The 22,506-nt window shown below is 49.7% G+C and carries 17 protein-coding genes; 16 read left to right on the top strand and 1 reads right to left on the bottom strand.

The features are described 5' to 3' along the window. Positions 1-9: 9 nt before the first annotated feature. The 12 genes from ACJHW7_RS22230 (at position 10) to ACJHW7_RS22175 (ending at position 18,096) form a co-directional block, all read left to right on the top strand. A complete protein-coding gene (locus ACJHW7_RS22230; protein WP_021556812.1) occupies positions 10-2,793 on the top strand; it encodes a M16 family metallopeptidase in 2,784 nt (927 codons plus the stop codon). Between the two features lie 361 nt (positions 2,794-3,154). Then, complete coding sequence (locus tag ACJHW7_RS22225) at positions 3,155-4,555, top strand: glutamate decarboxylase (protein WP_000358933.1); 1,401 nt, start codon at positions 3,155-3,157, stop codon at positions 4,553-4,555. 155 nt (positions 4,556-4,710) lie between these two features. After that, positions 4,711-6,246: an acid resistance gamma-aminobutyrate antiporter GadC gene (gadC, locus tag ACJHW7_RS22220; protein WP_000246019.1), complete on the top strand. Its 1,536-nt coding sequence runs from the start codon at positions 4,711-4,713 to the stop codon at positions 6,244-6,246. Between the two features lie 130 nt (positions 6,247-6,376). Beyond that, positions 6,377-7,696, top strand: a complete 1,320-nt coding sequence (locus tag ACJHW7_RS22215; RefSeq protein ID WP_000350395.1) for a family 10 glycosylhydrolase — start codon at positions 6,377-6,379, stop codon at positions 7,694-7,696. Positions 7,697-8,067: 371 nt separating this feature from the next. Then, on the top strand, positions 8,068-9,450 hold the full coding sequence (dosC, locus tag ACJHW7_RS22210; RefSeq protein ID WP_000426292.1) for a diguanylate cyclase DosC: 1,383 nt from the start codon (positions 8,068-8,070) through the stop codon (positions 9,448-9,450). A 24-nt stretch (positions 9,451-9,474) separates the two neighbouring features. Further along, positions 9,475-11,874 carry an oxygen-sensing cyclic-di-GMP phosphodiesterase DosP gene (gene dosP / locus ACJHW7_RS22205; RefSeq protein WP_001427328.1) on the top strand — a complete coding sequence of 800 codons (2,400 nt, stop codon included), beginning with the start codon at positions 9,475-9,477 and terminating at the stop codon, positions 11,872-11,874. A gap of 257 nt (positions 11,875-12,131) precedes the next feature. Further along, positions 12,132-12,713, top strand: coding sequence for a D-alanyl-D-alanine dipeptidase (gene ddpX / locus ACJHW7_RS22200; RefSeq protein WP_001285834.1), 582 nt, complete (start codon positions 12,132-12,134; stop codon positions 12,711-12,713). Between the two features lie 13 nt (positions 12,714-12,726). Beyond that, entirely contained in the window at positions 12,727-14,277 is a 1,551-nt protein-coding gene (locus tag ACJHW7_RS22195) for an ABC transporter substrate-binding protein (protein WP_021556811.1), read from the top strand. 1 nt (position 14,278) lies between these two features. Continuing rightward, entirely contained in the window at positions 14,279-15,301 is a 1,023-nt protein-coding gene (locus tag ACJHW7_RS22190; protein WP_021556810.1) for an ABC transporter permease, read from the top strand. Next, positions 15,298-16,194, top strand: coding sequence for a D,D-dipeptide ABC transporter permease (gene ddpC / locus ACJHW7_RS22185; protein WP_021556809.1), 897 nt, complete (start codon positions 15,298-15,300; stop codon positions 16,192-16,194). The genes ACJHW7_RS22190 and ddpC overlap by 4 nt, the downstream gene beginning before the upstream one ends. Further along, the gene (locus tag ACJHW7_RS22180) at positions 16,191-17,177 is read left to right on the top strand and encodes an ABC transporter ATP-binding protein (RefSeq protein ID WP_021556808.1); all 987 of its coding nucleotides are present in this window, start codon (positions 16,191-16,193) and stop codon (positions 17,175-17,177) included. The genes ddpC and ACJHW7_RS22180 overlap by 4 nt, the downstream gene beginning before the upstream one ends. After that, complete coding sequence (locus tag ACJHW7_RS22175; protein WP_021556807.1) at positions 17,170-18,096, top strand: ABC transporter ATP-binding protein; 927 nt, start codon at positions 17,170-17,172, stop codon at positions 18,094-18,096. Before ACJHW7_RS22180 ends, ACJHW7_RS22175 begins: the two co-directional genes overlap by 8 nt. Before the next feature lie 55 nt (positions 18,097-18,151). Here ACJHW7_RS22175 and osmC read toward each other — a convergent pair whose 3' ends face one another. Continuing rightward, positions 18,152-18,583 carry a peroxiredoxin OsmC gene (osmC, locus tag ACJHW7_RS22170; protein ID WP_000152305.1) on the bottom strand — a complete coding sequence of 144 codons (432 nt, stop codon included), beginning with the start codon at positions 18,581-18,583 and terminating at the stop codon, positions 18,152-18,154. A 345-nt stretch (positions 18,584-18,928) separates the two neighbouring features. Here osmC and bdm point away from each other — a divergent pair, with 345 nt between their 5' ends. The 4 genes from bdm to adhP all read left to right on the top strand — a co-directional run bounded on the left by bdm (position 18,929) and on the right by adhP (position 22,381). Further along, positions 18,929-19,144, top strand: coding sequence for a biofilm-dependent modulation protein (gene bdm, locus ACJHW7_RS22165; protein WP_000495766.1), 216 nt, complete (start codon positions 18,929-18,931; stop codon positions 19,142-19,144). Positions 19,145-19,245: 101 nt separating this feature from the next. Beyond that, positions 19,246-19,383, top strand: coding sequence for a stationary-phase-induced ribosome-associated protein (gene sra / locus ACJHW7_RS22160; protein WP_000841554.1), 138 nt, complete (start codon positions 19,246-19,248; stop codon positions 19,381-19,383). A gap of 156 nt (positions 19,384-19,539) precedes the next feature. After that, positions 19,540-21,237 carry a malate dehydrogenase gene (maeA, locus tag ACJHW7_RS22155; protein WP_000433475.1) on the top strand — a complete coding sequence of 566 codons (1,698 nt, stop codon included), beginning with the start codon at positions 19,540-19,542 and terminating at the stop codon, positions 21,235-21,237. A gap of 133 nt (positions 21,238-21,370) precedes the next feature. Beyond that, positions 21,371-22,381 carry an alcohol dehydrogenase AdhP gene (adhP, locus tag ACJHW7_RS22150; protein ID WP_000642407.1) on the top strand — a complete coding sequence of 337 codons (1,011 nt, stop codon included), beginning with the start codon at positions 21,371-21,373 and terminating at the stop codon, positions 22,379-22,381. Positions 22,382-22,506 lie beyond the last annotated feature (125 nt).

Here is a 22,506-nt window from a genome sequence, read left to right as displayed (position 1 = left end):
GAGATAATTATGAGAAACCTCTGTTTCTTACTGACGTTAGTGGCAACTCTGTTGCTCCCCGGGCGGCTGATTGCCGCCGCCTTACCGCAGGATGAAAAGTTAATTACCGGGCAATTGGACAATGGCTTGCGATATATGATTTATCCGCATGCTCATCCAAAGGATCAGGTAAATTTATGGCTGCAAATTCATACCGGTTCATTGCAGGAAGAAGACAATGAGCGCGGCGTGGCTCATTTTGTAGAACATATGATGTTTAACGGCACAAAAACATGGCCGGGTAATAAAGTCATCGAAACATTTGAGTCAATGGGCCTGCGTTTTGGTCGCGATGTTAATGCCTATACCAGCTATGACGAAACGGTGTATCAGGTGAGTTTGCCAACTACGCAGAAACAAAATCTGCAACAAGTGATGGCAATCTTCAGTGAATGGAGTAATGCCGCAACCTTTGAAAAACTCGAAGTAGACGCTGAACGCGGCGTAATTACTGAGGAATGGCGTGCCCATCAGGATGCGAAATGGCGCACCTCTCAGGCGCGCCGCCCTTTCCTGCTGGCTAATACCCGTAATTTAGACCGTGAACCTATCGGCCTGATGGATACTGTCGCCACGGTCACACCGGCACAATTGCGCCAATTTTATCAACGCTGGTATCAACCAAATAATATGACCTTTATCGTGGTTGGCGATATCGACAGTAAAGAAGCGCTGGCGCTGATAAAGGATAATTTAAGTAAGCTTCCGGCTAACAAAGCAGCTGAAAATCGCGTCTGGCCGACAAAAGCCGAAAACCACCTGCGCTTTAATATCATTAATGATAAAGAAAACCGGGTGAACGGCATCGCACTCTATTATCGCCTGCCAATGGTACAAGTGAACGATGAGCAAAGCTTTATCGAACAAGCTGAATGGAGCATGTTAGTTCAGCTGTTCAATCAACGTCTGCAGGAACGTATACAGTCGGGCGAGTTGAAGACTATTTCTGGCGGCACTGCGCGCAGCGTTAAAATTGCACCCGATTATCAGTCGCTGTTTTTCCGTGTAAATGCACGAGACGATAATATGCAGGATGCTGCGAATGCATTAATGGCAGAGTTGGCAACCATTGATCAGCATGGTTTTTCTGCTGAAGAACTCGATGATGTCAAATCTACCCGCCTCACCTGGCTGAAAAATGCGGTTGATCAGCAAGCTGAACGTGATTTACGTATGCTGACCAGTCGCCTGGCATCCAGCTCATTAAATAATACGCCGTTCTTGTCGCCGGAAGAGACATATCAACTTTCGAAACGTCTGTGGCAGCAAATTACCGTGCAAAGTCTGGCGGAAAAATGGCAGCAGTTAAGAAAGAACCAGGACGCATTTTGGGAGCAAATGGTAAACAATGAGGTTGCCGCAAAAAAAGCATTGTCTCCTGCGGCTATCCTGGCGCTGGAAAAAGAGTACGCCAACAAAAAGCTGGCGGCTTACATCTTCCCAGGCAGAAATTTATCGTTAACAGTAGACGCTGACCCACAGGCGGAAATTAGCAGCAAAGAAACGCTGGCTGAGAATCTGACATCATTAACACTTTCCAATGGTGCCAGGGTTATTCTGGCAAAATCCGCGGGTGAAGAGCAAAAGCTACAAATTATTGCCGTATCGAATAAAGGCGATTTAAGTTTCCCTGCGCAGCAAAAATCACTTATCGCGCTGGCAAATAAAGCAGTTAGCGGAAGCGGCGTTGGCGAACTCTCCTCTTCCAGCCTGAAACGCTGGAGTGCGGAAAACTCGGTAACCATGAGCAGTAAAGTCAGTGGCATGAATACGTTGCTCTCCGTTAGCGCGCGGACTAATAACCCTGAACCTGGTTTCCAGTTGATTAACCAGCGAATCACCCACAGCACGATTAACGACAATATTTGGGCATCGCTACAAAATGCTCAAATTCAGGCGTTGAAAACGCTCGACCAGCGTCCAGCGGAGAAATTCGCCCAGCAGATGTATGAGACGCGCTATGCTGATGACCGCACGAAATTACTGCAAGAAAATCAGATTGCACAGTTTACTGCCGCAGATGCGCTGGCTGCCGATCGCCAGTTGTTTTCATCTCCAGCGGATATCACGTTTGTCATTGTCGGTAATGTCGCAGAAGACAAACTCATGGCGTTAATTACGCGTTACTTAGGCTCAATCAAACACTCTGATTCGCCATTAGCCGCAGGTAAACCATTAACTCGCGCGACGGACAACGCATCGGTTACTGTAAAGGAACAAAATGAACCCGTGGCACAGGTTTCACAGTGGAAGCGTTATGATTCCCGGACACCTGTTAATCTGGCGACGCGTATGGCGCTCGATGCTTTTAACGTCGCACTGGCAAAAGATCTACGCGTTAATATTCGTGAACAGGCATCTGGGGCATACAGCGTTTCTTCTCGCCTCTCGGTTGATCCTCAGGCCAAAGATATCAGTCATTTGCTGGCTTTTACTTGTCAACCAGAACGACATGATGAACTGTTAACGTTAGCGAATGAAGTGATGGTTAAGCGTCTGGCTAAAGGGATCAGTGAGCAAGAACTGAACGAATACCAGCAAAACGTTCAGCGCAGCCTCGATATCCAACAGCGTAGCGTTCAACAATTAGCGAACACTATTGTAAATAGTCTTATTCAATATGACGATCCTGCAGCATGGACTGAGCAGGAGCAATTGTTGAAACAAATGACGGTAGAGAATGTTAACACTGCCGTTAAACAATATCTTTCTCATCCGGTAAATACTTATACCGGAGTATTATTGCCTAAATAATAACAGCCCCGTCAACACATCGTTGGCGGGGATTTTAGCAATATTCGCTATTTTTATGTAATAATTTTATAAATGCGTTCAAAATAATAACCAAGTACTAATAGTGATATTTTAAGGTCTGATTTTTACGTGATAATTCAGGAGGCACAGAATGCGCATAAAAATAACAGCATAAAACACCTTACCACCACCCAAGAGCTCTCTACTATATTGTTTTTCAATGAAAAAATATTATTCACGCAATATCTCACCATAAATAACATTAGGATTTTGTTATTTAAACACGAGTCCTTTGCACTTGCTTACTTTATCGATAAATCCTACTTTTTTAATGCGATCCAATCATTTTAAGGAGTTTAAAATGGATAAGAAGCAAGTAACGGATTTAAGGTCGGAACTACTCGATTCACGTTTTGGTGCGAAGTCTATTTCCACTATCGCAGAATCAAAACGTTTTCCGCTGCACGAAATGCGCGACGATGTCGCATTTCAGATTATCAATGACGAATTATATCTTGATGGCAACGCTCGTCAGAACCTGGCCACTTTCTGCCAGACCTGGGACGACGAAAATGTCCACAAGTTGATGGATTTATCCATTAACAAAAACTGGATCGACAAAGAAGAATATCCGCAATCCGCAGCCATCGACCTGCGTTGCGTAAATATGGTTGCCGATCTGTGGCATGCGCCTGCGCCGAAAAATGGTCAGGCCGTTGGCACCAACACCATTGGTTCTTCCGAGGCCTGTATGCTCGGCGGGATGGCGATGAAATGGCGTTGGCGCAAGCGTATGGAAGCTGCAGGCAAACCAACGGATAAACCAAACCTGGTGTGCGGTCCGGTACAAATCTGCTGGCATAAATTCGCCCGCTACTGGGATGTGGAGCTGCGTGAGATCCCTATGCGCCCCGGTCAGTTGTTTATGGACCCGAAACGCATGATTGAAGCCTGCGACGAAAACACCATCGGCGTGGTGCCGACTTTCGGCGTGACCTACACCGGTAACTATGAGTTCCCGCAACCGCTGCACGATGCGCTGGATAAATTCCAGGCCGACACCGGTATCGACATCGACATGCACATCGACGCCGCCAGCGGTGGCTTCCTGGCACCGTTCGTCGCCCCGGATATCGTCTGGGACTTCCGCCTGCCGCGTGTGAAATCGATCAGTGCTTCAGGCCATAAATTCGGTCTGGCTCCGCTGGGCTGCGGCTGGGTTATCTGGCGTGACGAAGAAGCGCTGCCGCAGGAACTGGTGTTCAACGTTGACTACCTGGGTGGTCAAATTGGTACTTTTGCCATCAACTTCTCCCGCCCGGCGGGTCAGGTAATTGCACAGTACTATGAATTCCTGCGCCTCGGTCGTGAAGGCTATACCAAAGTACAGAACGCCTCTTACCAGGTTGCCGCTTATCTGGCGGATGAAATCGCCAAACTGGGGCCGTATGAGTTCATCTGTACGGGTCGCCCGGACGAAGGCATCCCGGCGGTTTGCTTCAAACTGAAAGAGGGTGAAGATCCGGGATACACCCTGTACGACCTCTCTGAACGTCTGCGTCTGCGCGGCTGGCAGGTTCCGGCCTTCACTCTCGGCGGTGAAGCCACCGACATCGTGGTGATGCGCATTATGTGTCGTCGCGGCTTCGAAATGGACTTTGCTGAACTGTTGCTGGAAGACTACAAAGCCTCCCTGAAATATCTCAGTGATCACCCGAAACTGCAGGGTATTGCCCAACAGAACAGCTTTAAACATACCTGATAACGTTTAACGGTAACGGTGTCCCGAAACGAACCCGTTTCGGGACAATTTCCAAAGTCTGTTCACTGGCATTAGCAACGGAAAATATTGTTCTGAATACGCTTCAGAACAAAACAGGTGCGGTTCCGACAGGAATACCGTTTTAGGGGGATAATATGGCTACATCAGTACAGACAGGTAAAGCTAAGCAGCTCACATTACTCGGCTTTTTTGCCATAACGGCATCGATGGTAATGGCTGTTTATGAATACCCTACCTTCGCAACATCGGGCTTTTCATTAGTCTTCTTCCTGCTATTAGGCGGGATTTTATGGTTTATTCCCGTGGGACTTTGTGCTGCGGAAATGGCCACCGTCGACGGCTGGGAAGAAGGTGGTGTCTTCGCCTGGGTATCAAATACTCTGGGGCCGAGATGGGGATTTGCAGCGATCTCATTTGGCTATCTGCAAATCGCCATTGGTTTTATTCCGATGCTCTATTTCGTGTTAGGGGCACTCTCCTACATTCTGAAATGGCCAGCGCTGAATGAAGACCCCATTACCAAAACTATTGCAGCACTCATCATTCTTTGGGCGCTGGCATTAACGCAGTTTGGTGGCACGAAATACACGGCGCGAATTGCTAAAGTTGGCTTCTTCGCCGGTATCCTGTTACCTGCATTTATTTTGATTGCATTAGCGGCTATTTATCTGCACTCCGGTGCCCCCGTTGCTATCGAAATGGATTCGAAGACCTTCTTCCCTGACTTCTCTAAAGTGGGCACCCTGGTTGTATTTGTTGCCTTCATTTTGAGTTATATGGGCGTAGAAGCTTCCGCAACCCACGTCAATGAAATGAGTAACCCAGGGCGCGACTATCCACTGGCTATGTTACTGCTGATGGTGGCGGCAATCTGCTTAAGCTCTGTTGGCGGTTTGTCTATTGCGATGGTCATTCCGGGTAATGAAATCAACCTCTCCGCAGGGGTAATGCAAACCTTTACCGTTCTGATGTCCCATGTGGCACCGGAAATTGAGTGGACGGTTCGCGTGATCTCCGCACTGCTGTTGCTGGGTGTTCTGGCGGAAATCGCCTCCTGGATTGTTGGTCCTTCTCGCGGGATGTATGTCACAGCGCAGAAAAACCTGCTGCCAGCGGCATTCGCTAAAATGAACAAAAATGGCGTACCGGTAACGCTGGTCATTTCACAGCTGGTGATTACTTCTATCGCGTTGATCATCCTCACCAATACCGGTGGCGGTAACAACATGTCCTTCCTGATCGCACTGGCGCTGACGGTGGTGATTTATCTGTGTGCTTATTTCATGCTGTTTATTGGCTACATTGTGTTGGTTCTTAAACATCCTGACTTAAAACGCACATTTAATATCCCTGGTGGTAAAGGTGTGAAACTGGTCGTGGCTATTGTCGGTCTGCTGACTTCAATTATGGCGTTTATTGTTTCCTTCCTGCCGCCGGATAATATCCAGGGTGACTCTACCGATATGTATGTTGAATTACTGGTCGTTAGTTTCCTGGTGGTACTTGCCCTGCCCTTTATTCTCTATGCTGTTCATGATCGTAAAGGCAAAGCGAATACCGGCGTCACTCTGGAGCCAATCAACAGTCAGAACGCACCAAAAGGTCACTTCTTCCTGCACCCGCGTGCACGTTCACCACACTATATTGTGATGAATGACAAGAAACACTAACCATGTCTGAATGGTTATAAGACAAGGGAGCGATAATTCATCGCTCCCTTTTTCGTGCTTGCTGTCGTATTGACTTAACCGGGATAAGTACGAGAATGAGCGCACATCTGTTTACCGGAAACCAGCACATATGGATATCTGCTCCCGAAACAAGAAATTAACGATTAGAAGACCAGCGATACTGGTTGCACTGGCACTTTTACTGTGTAGTTGTAAAAGCACGCCTCCAGAGTCCATGGTGACACCACCAGCGGGTTCAAAGCCACCAGCCACGACGCAACAATCGTCACAACCGATGCGTGGCATCTGGCTGGCCACGGTGTCTCGCCTCGACTGGCCACCGGTTTCCTCGGTTAACATTAGTAACCCCACCAGCCGGGCCCGTGTACAACAACAGGCGATGATCGACAAATTGGATCATTTGCAACGTCTCGGTATAAACACGGTCTTTTTCCAGGTCAAGCCGGACGGTACCGCCCTGTGGCCTTCAAAAATTTTGCCATGGTCCGATCTTATGACCGGTAAGATTGGTGAAAATCCGGGTTACGATCCGCTGCAATTTATGCTCGACGAAGCCCACAAGCGTGGGATGAAAGTACACGCCTGGTTTAACCCCTATCGCGTATCGGTTAATACGAAGCCCGGTACTATCAGGGAACTGAATAGCACTCTGTCTCAACAACCGGCGAGCGTCTATGTGCAACACCGTGACTGGATCAGAACGTCTGGCGATCGCTTTGTCCTCGACCCGGGCATCCCTGAGGTTCAGGACTGGATCACATCAATAGTCGCAGAAGTGGTTTCCCGCTATCCGGTAGATGGCGTGCAGTTTGACGACTATTTCTATACTGAGTCACCGGGTTCACGGCTAAATGATAACGAAACGTACCGCAAATACGGAGGCGCATTTGCGTCAAAAGCAGACTGGCGGCGCAACAATACTCAGCAGTTAATTGCAAAAGTATCGCACACCATTAAAAGCATTAAGCCGGGAGTCGAATTTGGTGTTAGCCCGGCAGGCGTGTGGCGTAACCGATCACACGATCCGCTCGGTTCCGATACCCGAGGCGCGGCAGCCTATGACGAATCCTACGCTGACACCCGTCGATGGGTGGAACAAGGATTGCTGGATTACATTGCTCCCCAAATTTACTGGCCGTTCTCACGGAGTGCCGCGCGTTATGACGTGTTGGCAAAATGGTGGGCGGATGTCGTTAAACCGACCAGGACCCGCCTGTATATCGGTATCGCCTTCTATAAAGTGGGTGAACCTTCAAAGATAGAGCCAGACTGGATGATTAACGGCGGCGTACCGGAACTGAAAAAGCAGCTCGATCTTAACGATGCGGTACCAGAAATTAGCGGCACCATCTTGTTCCGTGAGGACTATCTGAATAAACCGCAGACTCAACAAGCGGTCAGCTATCTGCAAAGTCGTTGGGGCAGTTAAACTCCCATTCTTACTTTGTAACAAGCCGGTACATTACCCACCGGCTTGTTACCCTCTTGAACTATCCCACTACTAATCATGCTTACTAAAGTCAAATTAACCATGCAATTAACCACACTTAGTTAAACAGCCATAAATCCCCTAATACAAATGTATGAATATGAAAAAACATACGATATTCGCTGTCACCGAAAAATAATTACGATGGGCTATACTCTTCTGAAGAACAGTAGCGTAGATTGAAACTGTCCTAAGTCGCTTATTTCTTTTCAGTATATCTTCATATTTCAGGAGAATATGGTGCAGTTAGTCGATCTCGCACGTTGCGTTTTGATTCCGTCTGATTTCCCAGCCTTATAAGGGTGTGAATTATGGAGATGTATTTTAAAAGAATGAAAGATGAGTGGACCGGACTTGTCGAACAGGCAGATCCGCCCATTCGAGCTAAAGCCGCGGAAATTGCCGTTGCGCATGCTCATTATCTGAGTATTGAGTTTTATCGAATTGTCCGCATCGACCCGCATGCCGAAGAATTCTTGAGTAATGAACAAGTTGAGCGGCAGTTGAAAAGTGCGATGGAACGCTGGATTATTAACGTGCTTTCTGCCCAGGTTGACGATGTCGAAAGGCTAATACAAATCCAGCATACCGTCGCGGAAGTGCATGCCCGCATAGGAATTCCGGTAGAAATTGTCGAGATGGGGTTTCGGGTGCTGAAAAAGATCCTCTATCCGGTAATCTTCTCTTCGGATTATTCTGCCGCAGAAAAACTTCAGGTCTACCATTTCTCGATTAACAGTATTGATATCGCTATGGAAGTGATGACCCGCGCGTTTACCTTTAGTGACAGTAGTGCCTCAAAAGAAGATGAAAACTATCGTATCTTCTCGTTACTGGAAAACGCCGAAGAAGAAAAAGAACGGCAAATAGCCTCAATACTTTCATGGGAAATAGATATCATCTATAAAATCCTGCTGGATTCTGATTTAGGCAGTAGTTTGCCTTTAAGCCAGGCTGATTTTGGCCTGTGGTTTAACCATAAAGGTCGACATTATTTCAGCGGCATTGCTGAAGTGGGCCATATCTCTCGTCTGATTCAGGATTTCGACGGTATTTTCAATCAAACCATGCGTAACACCAGGAATTTGAATAACAGAAGTCTGCGGGTGAAATTTTTATTACAGATAAGAAATACCGTATCGCAAATTATTACCTTGCTGCGTGAATTGTTTGAAGAAGTATCGCGCCACGAAGTCGGTATGGATGTACTGACGAAATTACTTAACCGCCGTTTCCTGCCGACTATCTTCAAACGCGAAATTGCCCATGCCAACCGGACCGGTACACCGCTGTCAGTGCTGATTATTGACGTTGATAAATTCAAAGAGATCAACGATACGTGGGGCCATAACACTGGCGATGAAATTCTGCGTAAAGTCTCTCAGGCCTTTTATGACAACGTCCGCAGTAGTGATTATGTTTTCCGCTACGGGGGCGATGAATTTATCATTGTTTTGACTGAAGCTTCTGAAAACGAAACGTTACGTACCGCAGAACGTATTCGCAGTCGGGTGGAGAAAACCAAACTGAAAGCCGCAAACGGCGAAGATATTGCCCTCTCACTTTCCATCGGTGCCGCCATGTTTAATGGTCATCCTGACTATGAGCGCCTCATTCAAATAGCCGATGAAGCTCTGTATATCGCCAAAAGACGAGGTAGAAACCGTGTTGAACTCTGGAAAGCCAGTCTTTAGATGCGCCAGGATGCAGAGGTAATCATGAAGCTAACCGATGCGGATAATGCCGCCGATGGCATTTTTTTCCCCGCCCTTGAGCAAAATATGATGGGTGCGGTGTTAATTAACGAAAATGATGAAGTGATGTTTTTCAACCCCGCCGCAGAGAAGCTCTGGGGGTACAAACGTGAAGAAGTCATTGGCAATAACATTGATATGCTGATTCCGCGGGATTTGCGTCCTGCGCATCCTGAATACATTCGTCATAACCGTGAAGGCGGTAAAGCGCGCGTCGAGGGGATGAGTCGGGAGCTGCAGCTGGAGAAAAAAGACGGCAGTAAAATCTGGACCCGTTTTGCGCTATCAAAAGTGAGCGCCGAGGGGAAAGTTTATTACCTGGCGCTGGTACGGGATGCCAGCGTAGAAATGGCGCAAAAAGAACAGACCAGGCAATTGATTATTGCCGTTGACCATCTCGACCGACCGGTGATTGTCCTCGATCCGGAACGCCATATTGTGCAGTGCAATCGCGCATTTACCGAAATGTTTGGTTACTGCATTAGCGAAGCCAGCGGTATGCAGCCCGATACACTCCTGAACATTCCTGAATTCCCTGCCGATAACCGCATTCGTTTACAACAGTTGCTATGGAAAACCGCCCGCGATCAGGACGAATTTCTGCTGTTGACGCGCACCGGTGAAAAAATCTGGATTAAAGCTTCTATCAGCCCGGTTTATGACGTGCTCGCGCATCTGCAGAACCTGGTAATGACCTTCTCGGATATCACCGAAGAACGGCAAATCCGCCAGCTTGAAGGCAATATTCTCGCCGCCATGTGCAGCAGCCCGCCATTTCATGAAATGGGGGAAATCATTTGTCGTAATATCGAATCTGTTCTCAACGAATCGCATGTTTCGCTGTTCGCACTGCGCAACGGGATGCCGATACACTGGGCGTCATCTTCCCACGGTGCAGAAGTTCAAAATGCGCAAAGCTGGTCAGCGACCATTCGTCAGCGTGATGGCGCGCCTGCGGGGATCCTGCAAATTAAAACCTCGTCAGGAGCAGAAACCAGCGCCTTTATCGAACGCGTGGCAGATATCAGCCAGCATATGGCCGCGCTGGCGCTGGAACAGGAAAAAAGCCGTCAGCATATTGAACAACTCATCCAATTTGATCCGATGACCGGTCTGCCAAATCGCAATAACCTGCACAATTACCTCGATGACCTGGTCGACAAAGCCGTCTCTCCGGTGGTGTATCTCATCGGTGTTGACCATATTCAGGATGTGATTGATAGCCTTGGCTATGCGTGGGCCGATCAGGCATTGCTGGAAGTGGTCAATCGCTTTCGTGAAAAACTCAAACCGGATCAGTATCTCTGTCGTATCGAAGGTACGCAGTTTGTCCTCGTGAGCCTGGAAAACGACGTCAGTAACATTACCCAAATCGCCGATGAGCTACGGAATGTGGTCAGCAAGCCGATAATGATTGACGATAAACCCTTCCCGCTTACCTTGAGTATTGGCATCAGCTACGACGTGGGTAAAAACCGCGATTACCTGCTCTCCACTGCTCACAATGCAATGGATTATATTCGCAAGAATGGCGGTAACGGCTGGCAGTTCTTCAGCCCGGCGATGAACGAAATGGTAAAAGAGCGTTTGGTTTTAGGCGCAGCGCTGAAAGAGGCGATTAGCAATAACCAACTGAAACTGGTTTACCAGCCGCAAATCTTCGCAGAAACGGGTGAACTGTACGGCATCGAAGCCCTTGCTCGCTGGCACGATCCCCAGCATGGTCATGTGCCCCCTTCACGGTTTATTCCTCTCGCAGAAGAGATTGGTGAAATCGAAAATATTGGGCGCTGGGTCATCGCGGAAGCTTGCCGTCAGTTAGCAGAATGGCGTAGCCAGAATATTCATATCCCGGCGTTATCCGTGAACTTGTCGGCGCTGCACTTTCGCAGTAATCAACTGCCTAATCAGGTGTCTGATGCAATGCAAGCCTGGGGTATTGACGGCCACCAGCTGACGGTGGAAATCACGGAAAGCATGATGATGGAACACGATACCGAAATCTTTAAGCGCATTCAGATCCTGCGTGATATGGGCGTGGGTTTATCGGTAGATGATTTTGGCACGGGCTTTTCCGGATTATCCCGCTTAGTCAGTCTTCCGGTAACGGAAATCAAAATTGACAAAAGTTTTGTCGATCGTTGTCTGACGGAAAAACGCATCCTTGCCTTACTTGAAGCCATTACCAGCATTGGGCAAAGCCTCAATTTAACCGTCGTGGCGGAAGGCGTCGAAACCAAAGAGCAATTTGAGATGCTACGTAAGATCCACTGTCGAGTTATTCAGGGATATTTCTTTTCCCGCCCCCTACCCGCCGAAGAAATTCCAGGCTGGATGAGCAGCGTGTTACCGCTGAAAATCTGACAAATTCCTCTCGCCCGCACTCGCGGGTTTTCATTTAACGTGACACTGTCACTTAAATACTGTGATTTCAGCTACGATTCCGGGAGATTCCTTCCTTAACTTCCCCTCTTGCACCAAAACTGCACTACGCTGCACAAATGTTGATCAAAAGTTAAAAAATATAACTTTAAGCCAGCATTCTGGCGCTTATCCCGGCATGGCATGAGATCTGCATAAGCGGAAAGCGCAGCAATTTTTGTCTTATACAGGAACCGTTTATGTCGGATACCACCGAACTGGTTGATTTAGCCGTGATCTTCCCTGATCTGGAGATCGAATTGAAATACGCCTGCGCTGATAACATCACAGGTAAAGCTATTTATCAGCAAGCGCGTTGTCTGTTACACAAGGATGCGATTACCGCGCTGGCGAAAAGTATCAGTATCGCCCAGCTCTCAGGCTTACAACTGGTGATTTACGATGCGTACCGCCCACAACAAGCACAGGCGATGTTGTGGCAAGCCTGCCCAGACCCGCAATATGTTGTTGATGTGACGGTCGGTTCTAATCACAGCCGTGGCACGGCGATCGACCTGACGCTTCGTGATGAGCACGGGAACATCCTCGATATGGGCGCAGGGTTCGATGAAATGCACGAGCGCTCCCATGCCTATCACCCTTCCGTCCCGCCCGCCGCTCAGCGCAATCGCCTGTTGCTGAATGCGATAATGACTGGTGGCGGTTTTGTCGGTATCTCCAGCGAATGGTGGCACTTCGAATTACCCCAGGCAGCGAGTTACCCACTGCTCGCTGATCAATTCACCTGTTTTATATCCCCTGGCACACAGCACGTCAGTTAATCAGGAAACTGTCATGAAAAGATCGATATCGTTTCGTCCTACATTGCTCGCGCTCGTCCTTGCCACAACTTTCCCGGTTGCGCACGCCGCCGTACCGAAAGATATGCTGGTGATTGGTAAGGCCGCCGATCCACAAACCCTCGACCCGGCGGTAACAATAGATAATAACGACTGGACGGTGACCTACCCGTCTTATCAGCGGCTGGTTCAGTACAAAACGGACGGTGATAAAGGCTCAACCGACGTTGAAGGCGATCTGGCGAGTGGCTGGAAAGCGTCTGACGATCAAAAAGAGTGGACGTTCACCCTGAAGGACAATGCTAAATTTGCCGATGGCACACCCGTCACTGCCGAAGCAGTAAAACTCTCTTTTGAGCGGTTACTAAAAATCGGCCAGGGGCCAGCAGAAGCATTTCCCAAAGATTTAAAGATTGATGCTCCCGACGAACATACGGTGAAGTTTACCCTTAGCCAGCCATTTGCACCGTTCCTCTACACGCTGGCGAATGACGGTGCATCCATTATCAATCCGGCGGTGTTAAAGGAACATGCGGCGGATGATGCCCGCGGCTTCCTCGCGCAAAATACCGCCGGTTCCGGACCATTTATGCTGAAAAGCTGGCAAAAAGGTCAGCAATTAGTTCTGGTGCCAAATCCGCATTACCCTGGCAATAAACCGAACTTTAAGCGAGTATCGGTAAAAATTATTGGTGAAAGTGCCTCCCGTCGCCTGCAGCTCTCCCGTGGCGACATTGACATTGCCGATGCGCTGCCGGTGGATCAACTCAACGCCCTGAAGCAGGAAAATAAAGTCAATGTGGCAGAGTATCCGTCACTGCGCGTCACCTATCTGTATCTGAATAACAGCAAAGCGCCACTTAATCAGGCGGATCTGCGGCGGGCCATTTCCTGGTCTACCGATTATCAGGGCATGGTTAACGGCATTCTGAGTGGTAACGGAAAACAGATGCGCGGCCCGATTCCGGAAGGCATGTGGGGCTACGATGCGACGGCAATGCAATACAACCATGACGAAACGAAAGCCAAAGCTGAATGGGATAAAGTGACGAACAAACCCACCAGCCTGACGTTTCTCTATTCTGATAATGATCCGAACTGGGAGCCTATTGCTCTGGCGACACAATCCAGTCTCAACAAGCTGGGCATCAATGTGAAGCTGGAAAAGCTGGCGAACGCCACCATGCGCGACAGAGTGGGTAAAGGTGATTACGACATTGCGATTGGCAACTGGAGTCCGGATTTTGCCGACCCGTATATGTTTATGAATTACTGGTTTGAGTCAGACAAAAAAGGTCTGCCGGGTAACCGCTCGTTCTATGAAAACAGTGAGGTCGATAAGTTACTGCGCAATGCGCTCGCGACCACCGACCAGACGCAGCGTACCCGGAACTACCAGCAGGCACAGAAAATCGTCATTGATGACGCTGCTTATGTGTACCTGTTCCAGAAAAACTACCAACTGGCGATGAACAAAGAGGTGAAAGGCTTTGTGTTCAATCCCATGCTGGAACAGGTCTTCAATATCAATACCATGAGTAAATAACGTGACCTTCTGGAGTATTTTACGCCAACGCTGCTGGGGGCTGGTGCTCGTGGTGGCGGGCGTCTGCGTGATTACGTTTATTATCTCGCATCTGATCCCCGGCGATCCGGCGCGGTTACTGGCGGGTGACCGCGCCAGCGATGCTATCGTGGAAAATATTCGCCAGCAACTGGGACTGGACCAGCCACTGTATGTACAGTTTTACCGCTACGTCAGCGACCTGTTTCATGGTGACCTGGGAACATCCATTCGTACCGGGCGTCCGGTGCTGGAAGAGTTGCGTATATTTTTCCCGGCGACGCTGGAGCTGGCTTTTTGTGCCCTGCTGCTGGCACTCTTGATTGGCATCCCGCTGGGCATACTCTCTGCAGTCTGGCGAAATCGCTGGCTGGATCATCTGGTGCGAATAATGGCCATTACCGGAATCTCCACACCTGCGTTCTGGCTTGGACTGGGCGTCATTGTGCTGTTTTATGGTCATCTGCAAATTCTTCCCGGCGGCGGAAGGCTTGATGACTGGCTGGATCCACCAACGCACGTTACCGGCTTTTATCTGCTCGATGCGCTGCTTGAAGGCAACGGTGAAGTATTCTTCAATGCGTTGCAACATCTCATCTTACCGGCATTAACGCTGGCGTTCGTTCACCTGGGAATTGTCGCTCGCCAGATCCGCTCAGCGATGCTGGAACAATTGAGTGAAGACTACATTCGTACCGCCCGGGCCAGCGGCTTGCCCGGCTGGTATATCGTTTTATGTTATGCGCTACCCAATGCGTTGATCCCATCGATTACCGTATTGGGTCTGGCGCTGGGCGATTTGTTGTATGGCGCAGTGCTCACCGAAACCGTTTTTGCCTGGCCCGGAATGGGGGCATGGGTAGTGACATCAATACAGGCGCTCGACTTCCCTGCGGTGATGGGATTTGCCGTCGTGGTTTCGTTTGCTTATGTGCTGGTCAACCTGGTAGTGGATTTGCTCTATTTGTGGATTGATCCGCGTATCGGACGTGGAGGTGATGAATGATGCTAAGCGAGGAAACGTCCGCCGTACGCCCAGCAAAACAAACGCGATTTAACGGTGCAAAACTGGTATGGATGCTGAAAGGCAGTCCGCTCACCGTGACCGGCGCAGTCATCATTGTATTAATGCTATTGATGATGATTTTTTCACCGTGGCTTGCGACGCATGATCCCAACGCCATTGATTTAACCGCCCGCCTTTTGCCGCCTTCTGCGGCGCACTGGTTTGGCACCGATGAAGTGGGACGCGATCTGTTCAGCCGCGTACTGGTCGGCAGTCAGCAATCAATTCTCGCCGGATTAGTCGTGGTTGCCATTGCGGGTATGATTGGTTCGCTACTCGGATGTCTATCCGGTGTGCTTGGCGGACGCGCAGACGCCATCATCATGCGCATCATGGACATTATGCTGTCGATTCCTTCGTTGGTACTGACAATGGCACTGGCTGCCGCTCTCGGGCCGAGTTTATTTAACGCCATGCTGGCGATTGCTATTGTGCGAATTCCCTTTTATGTGCGCCTGGCGCGGGGGCAAGCATTAGTTGTACGCCAGTATACCTATGTTCAGGCGGCGAAAACCTTTGGTGCGTCGCGTTGGCATCTGATCAGCTGGCATATTTTACGTAACTCCCTGCCGCCGCTGATCGTGCAGGCATCGCTGGATATCGGTAGCGCGATTTTAATGGCCGCCACGTTGGGATTTATTGGCCTGGGTGCTCAACAACCGAGTGCTGAATGGGGCGCGATGGTAGCAAATGGTCGCAACTATGTACTCGATCAGTGGTGGTATTGCGTATTTCCGGGGGCAGCGATTTTGCTTACCGCCGTCGGGTTTAATCTCTTTGGTGATGGTATTCGCGATCTGCTTGACCCGAAAGCAGGAGGAAAGCAGTCATGACCCAACCCGTTCTGGACATTCAACAGCTGCATTTGAGTTTCCCCGGTTTTAACGGTGATGTTCACGCGCTCAACAATGTGTCCTTGCAGATTAACCGCGGTGAAATTGTCGGTCTGGTGGGAGAATCCGGCTCAGGTAAATCAGTCACCGCAATGCTGATTATGCGTCTGCTACCGACGGGCAGTTATTGCGTACATCGGGGGCAGATTTCACTGCTGGGAGACGATGTTCTTAACGCTCGGGAAAAACAGCTTCGTCAGTGGCGCGGCGCACGAGTGGCGATGATCTTTCAGGAACCGATGACCGCCCTCAATCCGACACGTCGAATAGGTCTTCAGATGATGGACGTGATCCGCCATCATCAACCAATAAGCCGTCGGGAAGCCAGAGCTAAAGCGATTGACCTGCTGGAAGAGATGCAAATCCCGGATGCCGTGGAAGTTATGTCGCGCTATCCGTTTGAGCTTTCAGGTGGTATGCGCCAGCGGGTAATGATTGCGCTGGCATTCTCCTGCGAGCCGCAATTGATTATTGCCGACGAACCGACTACGGCGCTGGACGTCACGGTACAGTTGCAGGTACTGCGTTTGCTTAAACATAAAGCCCGCGCCAGTGGAACTGCGGTACTGTTCATCAGCCATGATATGGCCGTGGTATCGCAACTGTGCGATAGCGTTTACGTGATGTATGCCGGAAGCGTAATTGAAAGCGGCGTGACGGCAGACGTTATCCATCATCCCCGGCATCCGTATACCATTGGTTTGCTGCAATGCGCACCAGAACATGGAGTACCACGCCAGCCATTACCCGCCATTCCAGGGACGGTACCAAACCTCACCCATTTGCCTGACGGCTGCGCTTTTCGCGATCGTTGCTATGCGGCAGGTGCACAGTGTGAAAACGTCCCGGCGCTGACAGCGTGTGGTGACAACAACCAGCGCTGCGCCTGTTGGTATCCGCAGCAGGAGGTCATAAGTGTCTGACACGTTATTAACGTTACGCGACGTCCATATCAATTTCCCGGCCCGTAAAAACTGGCTTGGTAAAACTACGGAACATGTTCATGCCATTAATGGTATTGATTTACAGATCCGCCGTGGTGAAACCTTAGGGATCGTCGGCGAGTCAGGCTGCGGCAAAAGCACCCTCGCACAGCTTTTAATGGGTATGCTGCAACCGAGCCACGGGCAATACATCCGTTCTGGCTCACAACGCATTATGCAGATGGTGTTTCAGGACCCGCTCTCTTCGCTCAATCCGCGCTTACCGGTGTGGCGCATCATCACAGAACCGCTCTGGATAGCTAAGCGTAGTAGTGAACAACAGCGGCGAGCGTTGGCAGAGGAGCTGGCTGTGCAGGTGGGTATTCGTCCGGAGTATCTCGACCGCCTGCCTCATGCGTTCTCCGGCGGGCAGCGGCAACGCATCGCCATTGCCAGAGCACTCTCTTCGCAGCCTGACGTGATTGTGCTTGATGAGCCAACCTCAGCGCTGGATATCTCCGTGCAGGCGCAGATCCTCAATTTACTGGTAACGCTACAGGAAAATCACGGGCTGACTTATGTGCTGATTTCACACAATGTCTCGGTGATACGTCATATGAGCGATCGGGTGGCGGTGATGTATCTCGGGCAGATTGTGGAATTAGGGGAAGCGCAACAGGTGCTAACGGCTCCGGCACATCCATACACCCGATTATTGCTGGATTCTCTCCCCGCCATTGATAAACCGCTGGAGGAAGAATGGGCATTACGTAAAACGGATCTGCCGGGAAACCGCACGTTGCCGCAAGGCTGTTTTTTCTACGAACGTTGCCCTCTGGCAACCCACGGATGTGAAGTCCGGCAATCATTAGCAATAAGGGAGGACGGACGTGAGCTCCGGTGCTGGCGGGCGCTGTAGAGATGCTAACAACGCATCAGGCATTCACGCGCCTGACGCGTCATCCGGCAATGCTTTACGATTTCAACTGGTAATCCAGCGTAATTTCCGCTTTCAGTACCTGAGAGACCGGGCATCCTGCTTTTGCTTTCTGGATGATGCCGTCAAAGGTAGAGGCATCAATACCCGGCACCGCAACTTCACTCTTCAGTGCGATTTTCGTAATCGCAAAACCGGCATCCACTTTATCCAGCGACACATCGGCGGTGGTATCAATCGATGTTGGCGTAAATCCCGCTTCCCCCAGCATTAATGAAAGCGCCATTGAGAAACATGCGGCATGCGCTGCGCCAATCAGTTCTTCAGGGTTAGTTCCTTTTTCGCCTTCAAAACGCGTGTTAAATCCATACGGCTGTTGGTTCAGCACACCACTCTCGGTGGATACTGTTCCCTTCCCGCGTTTGATATCGCCTTCCCAGTGTGCCTGACCTTTCTTATGGATTGTCATTGTTGCTCTCCTGTGGGCTTAAAAAGGAAATTATAGACTACGTGAGAAACAGCACGAGGATAAGCAGGATATTCCGAATAAAAATCCGGCAGAAATATTACTTCTGCACTTAAATTAAATTTCCACAATAGATAACCGGGAATATATAACCCAAGAGATATTGCATTAATATTAATCAACTCACCACAATAATAATACCTATCAATATCATGAGGTTAAAATATAAAAATCATCAACCAGGACTAATCTTAACAACGAAGCGGCAAATATTTGCCATGCTGAATGTGCTTTATAAATCTGCGATCCGTAGCAGACACCATAAATACACAGACACGGAGAATCACTATGTTTACTTATTATCAGGCAGAAAATTCAACAGCAGAACCCGCTCTGGTTAATGCCATTGAGCAAGGCCTTCGGGCAGAGCACGGTGTTGTCACTGAAGATGACATTCTCATGGAGCTGACCAAATGGGTGGAAGCTTCTGATAACGACATCCTCAGTGATATCTACCAGCAAACGATCAATTATGTGGTCAGTGGCCAGCACCCTACGCTTTAAGGTGCTATGCTTGATCGGCAACCTAATTTAGGGGTTTAGCACGTGTTTCTTCGCTACGGCGATGTTGTCCTTAAAACTAGCAACAGGATTGAGGAGTTAAAATGAAATCGAACCGTCAGGCACGTCATATTCTTGGACTGGACCATAAAATTTCTAACCAGCGCAAAATAGTTACCGAAGGTGACAAATCCAGCGTGGTAAATAATCCAACCGGCAGAAAACGCCCCGCTGAAAAGTAATTCATAACCATCAGTCCTCAATGACGATTAAACACCATTGCCTGCGCAATGGTGTTTTTGTTTTTATCTGCTTTATACTTGGGGCCGACGCCCTGGTGGTAAAGCAAAGACGATAAAAGCGTGCCAGGGATGGATATTCAAAAAAGAGTGAGTGACATGGAACCAAAAACAAAAAAACAGCGTTCGCTTTATATCCCTTACGCTGGCCCTGTACTGCTGGAATTTCCGTTGTTGAATAAAGGCAGTGCCTTCAGCATGGAAGAACGCCGTAACTTCAACCTGCTGGGGTTACTGCCGGAAGTGGTCGAAACCATCGAAGAACAAGCGGAACGAGCATGGATCCAGTATCAGGGATTCAAAACCGAAATCGACAAACACATCTACCTGCGTAACATCCAGGACACTAACGAAACCCTCTTCTACCGTCTGGTAAACAATCATCTTGATGAGATGATGCCTGTTATTTATACCCCAACCGTCGGCGCAGCCTGTGAGCGTTTTTCTGAGATCTACCGCCGTTCACGCGGCGTGTTTATCTCTTACCAGAACCGGCACAATATGGACGATATTCTGCAAAACGTGCCGAACCATAATATTAAAGTGATTGTGGTGACTGACGGTGAACGTATTCTGGGGCTTGGTGACCAGGGCATCGGTGGGATGGGCATTCCAATCGGTAAACTGTCGCTCTATACCGCCTGTGGCGGCATCAGCCCGGCGTATACCCTTCCGGTGGTGCTGGATGTCGGGACCAACAACCAGCAGCTGCTTAACGATCCGCTGTATATGGGCTGGCGTAATCCACGTATCACTGACGATGAATACTATGAATTCGTTGATGAATTTATCCAGGCTGTGAAACAACGCTGGCCGGACGTGCTGTTGCAGTTTGAAGACTTTGCTCAAAAAAATGCGATGCCGTTACTTAACCGCTATCGCAATGAAATTTGTTCTTTTAACGATGACATTCAGGGCACTGCGGCGGTAACAGTCGGCACACTGATCGCAGCCAGCCGCGCGGCAGGTGGTCAGTTAAGCGAGAAAAAAATCGTCTTCCTTGGCGCAGGTTCAGCGGGATGCGGCATTGCCGAAATGATCATTTCCCAGACCCAGCGCGAAGGATTAAGCGAGGAAGCGGCGCGGCAGAAAGTCTTTATGGTCGATCGCTTTGGCTTGCTGACCGACAAGATGCCGAACCTGCTGCCTTTCCAGACCAAACTGGTGCAGAAGCGCGAAAACCTCAGTGACTGGGATACCGACAGCGATGTGTTGTCACTGCTGGATGTGGTGCGCAATGTAAAACCAGATATTCTGATTGGCGTCTCAGGACAGACCGGGCTGTTTACGGAAGAGATCATTCGTGAGATGCATAAACACTGTCCGCGTCCGATCGTGATGCCGCTGTCTAACCCGACGTCACGCGTGGAAGCCACACCGCAGGACATTATCGCCTGGACCGAAGGTAACGCGCTGGTCGCCACTGGCAGCCCGTTTAATCCAGTGGTATGGAAAGATAAAATCTACCCTATCGCCCAGTGTAACAACGCCTTTATTTTCCCGGGCATCGGCCTGGGGGTTATTGCTTCCGGCGCGTCACGTATCACCGATGAGATGCTGATGTCGGCAAGTGAAACGCTTGCTCAGTATTCGCCGCTGGTCCTGAACGGCGAAGGTCTGGTACTACCGGAACTGAAAGATATTCAGAAAGTCTCCCGCGCAATTGCGTTTGCGGTTGGCAAAATGGCGCAGCAGCAAGGCGTGGCGGTGAAAACGTCTGCCGAAGCTCTGCAACAGGCCATTGATGATAATTTCTGGCAAGCCGAATACCGCGACTACCGCCGTACCTCCATCTAAGCCTGCGCCCGGTAGTGAAGGCTACCGGGCAATTTTCCTCTCCCTTTTTCAGATCTCATCCATACTGGGTAGTGGCGAATAAATCTCATTTGCCTCACCTGCTATGCAGAACATCATCCGAAAAGGAGGAACTATGAAGGCTGCAGTTGTTACGAAGGATCATCATGTTGACGTTACGGATAAAACACTGCGCTCACTGAAACATGGCGAAGCCCTGCTGAAAATGGAGTGTTGTGGTGTATGTCATACCGATCTTCATGTTAAGAATGGCGATTTTGGTGACAAAACCGGCGTAATTCTGGGCCATGAAGGCATCGGTGTGGTGGCAGAAGTGGGTCCAGGTGTCACCTCATTAAAACCAGGCGATCGTGCCAGCGTGGCGTGGTTTTACGAAGGATGCGGTCATTGCGAATACTGTAACAGTGGTAACGAAACGCTCTGCCGTTCAGTTAAAAATGCCGGATACAGCGTTGATGGCGGGATGGCGGAAGAGTGCATCGTGGTCGCCGATTACGCGGTAAAAGTGCCAGATGGTCTGGACTCGGCGGCGGCCAGCAGCATTACCTGTGCGGGGGTCACCACCTACAAAGCCGTTAAGCTGTCAAAAATTCGTCCCGGGCAGTGGATTGCTATCTACGGTCTTGGCGGTCTGGGTAACCTTGCCCTGCAATACGCGAAGAATGTCTTTAACGCGAAAGTGATCGCCATTGATGTCAATGATGAGCAGTTAAAACTGGCAACCGAAATGGGTGCAGATTTAGCGATTAACTCACGCACCGAAGACGCCGCCAAAATTGTGCAGGAGAAAACCGGTGGCGCTCACGCTGCGGTGGTAACAGCGGTAGCTAAAGCTGCGTTTAACTCGGCAGTTGATGCTGTCCGTGCAGGTGGGCGTGTTGTGGCAGTCGGTCTGCCGCCGGAGTCTATGAGCCTGGATATCCCACGCCTTGTGCTGGATGGCATTGAAGTGGTCGGTTCGCTGGTCGGCACGCGCCAGGATCTAACCGAAGCCTTCCAGTTTGCCGCCGAAGGCAAAGTGGTGCCGAAAGTCGCCCTGCGTCCGTTAGCGGACATCAACACCATCTTTACCGAGATGGAAGAAGGCAAAATCCGTGGCCGAATGGTGATTGATTTCCGCCGCTAAGAGGCCTTTGCTGCGACTGCCAGTCCTGGTGTCGCAGCATCGCACACTCTCCAACATGAAATGGCTAAATGGATTATTGTTGCGTAGGAAGGAACAATAATGATAGTGTTCCCAGAGAAGGAACG

This window comes from Escherichia sp. WS1152, from assembly GCF_046487665.1.
In the GTDB taxonomy this organism is placed as follows: Bacteria; Pseudomonadota; Gammaproteobacteria; order Enterobacterales; family Enterobacteriaceae; genus Escherichia; species Escherichia coli.
This window is presented reverse-complemented; position numbering and strand designations above follow the sequence as displayed.

What these genes read in the sequence shown, in the direction of transcription:
- ACJHW7_RS22180 (WP_021556808.1), top strand. Translation starts at nt 16,191, where the DNA reads ATGACCCAACCCGTTCTGGACATTCAACAGCTGCATTTGAGTTTCCCC.
- sra (WP_000841554.1), top strand. Translation starts at nt 19,246, where the DNA reads ATGAAATCGAACCGTCAGGCACGTCATATTCTTGGACTGGACCATAAA.
- dosC (WP_000426292.1), top strand. Translation starts at nt 8,068, where the DNA reads ATGGAGATGTATTTTAAAAGAATGAAAGATGAGTGGACCGGACTTGTC.
- ddpX (WP_001285834.1), top strand. Translation starts at nt 12,132, where the DNA reads ATGTCGGATACCACCGAACTGGTTGATTTAGCCGTGATCTTCCCTGAT.
- maeA (WP_000433475.1), top strand. Translation starts at nt 19,540, where the DNA reads ATGGAACCAAAAACAAAAAAACAGCGTTCGCTTTATATCCCTTACGCT.
- ACJHW7_RS22195 (WP_021556811.1), top strand. Translation starts at nt 12,727, where the DNA reads ATGAAAAGATCGATATCGTTTCGTCCTACATTGCTCGCGCTCGTCCTT.
- dosP (WP_001427328.1), top strand. Translation starts at nt 9,475, where the DNA reads ATGAAGCTAACCGATGCGGATAATGCCGCCGATGGCATTTTTTTCCCC.
- bdm (WP_000495766.1), top strand. Translation starts at nt 18,929, where the DNA reads ATGTTTACTTATTATCAGGCAGAAAATTCAACAGCAGAACCCGCTCTG.
- adhP (WP_000642407.1), top strand. Translation starts at nt 21,371, where the DNA reads ATGAAGGCTGCAGTTGTTACGAAGGATCATCATGTTGACGTTACGGAT.
- osmC (WP_000152305.1), bottom strand. Translation starts at nt 18,583, where the DNA reads ATGACAATCCATAAGAAAGGTCAGGCACACTGGGAAGGCGATATCAAA.
- ACJHW7_RS22230 (WP_021556812.1), top strand. Translation starts at nt 10, where the DNA reads ATGAGAAACCTCTGTTTCTTACTGACGTTAGTGGCAACTCTGTTGCTC.
- ACJHW7_RS22225 (WP_000358933.1), top strand. Translation starts at nt 3,155, where the DNA reads ATGGATAAGAAGCAAGTAACGGATTTAAGGTCGGAACTACTCGATTCA.
- ACJHW7_RS22215 (WP_000350395.1), top strand. Translation starts at nt 6,377, where the DNA reads ATGGATATCTGCTCCCGAAACAAGAAATTAACGATTAGAAGACCAGCG.
- ddpC (WP_021556809.1), top strand. Translation starts at nt 15,298, where the DNA reads ATGATGCTAAGCGAGGAAACGTCCGCCGTACGCCCAGCAAAACAAACG.
- gadC (WP_000246019.1), top strand. Translation starts at nt 4,711, where the DNA reads ATGGCTACATCAGTACAGACAGGTAAAGCTAAGCAGCTCACATTACTC.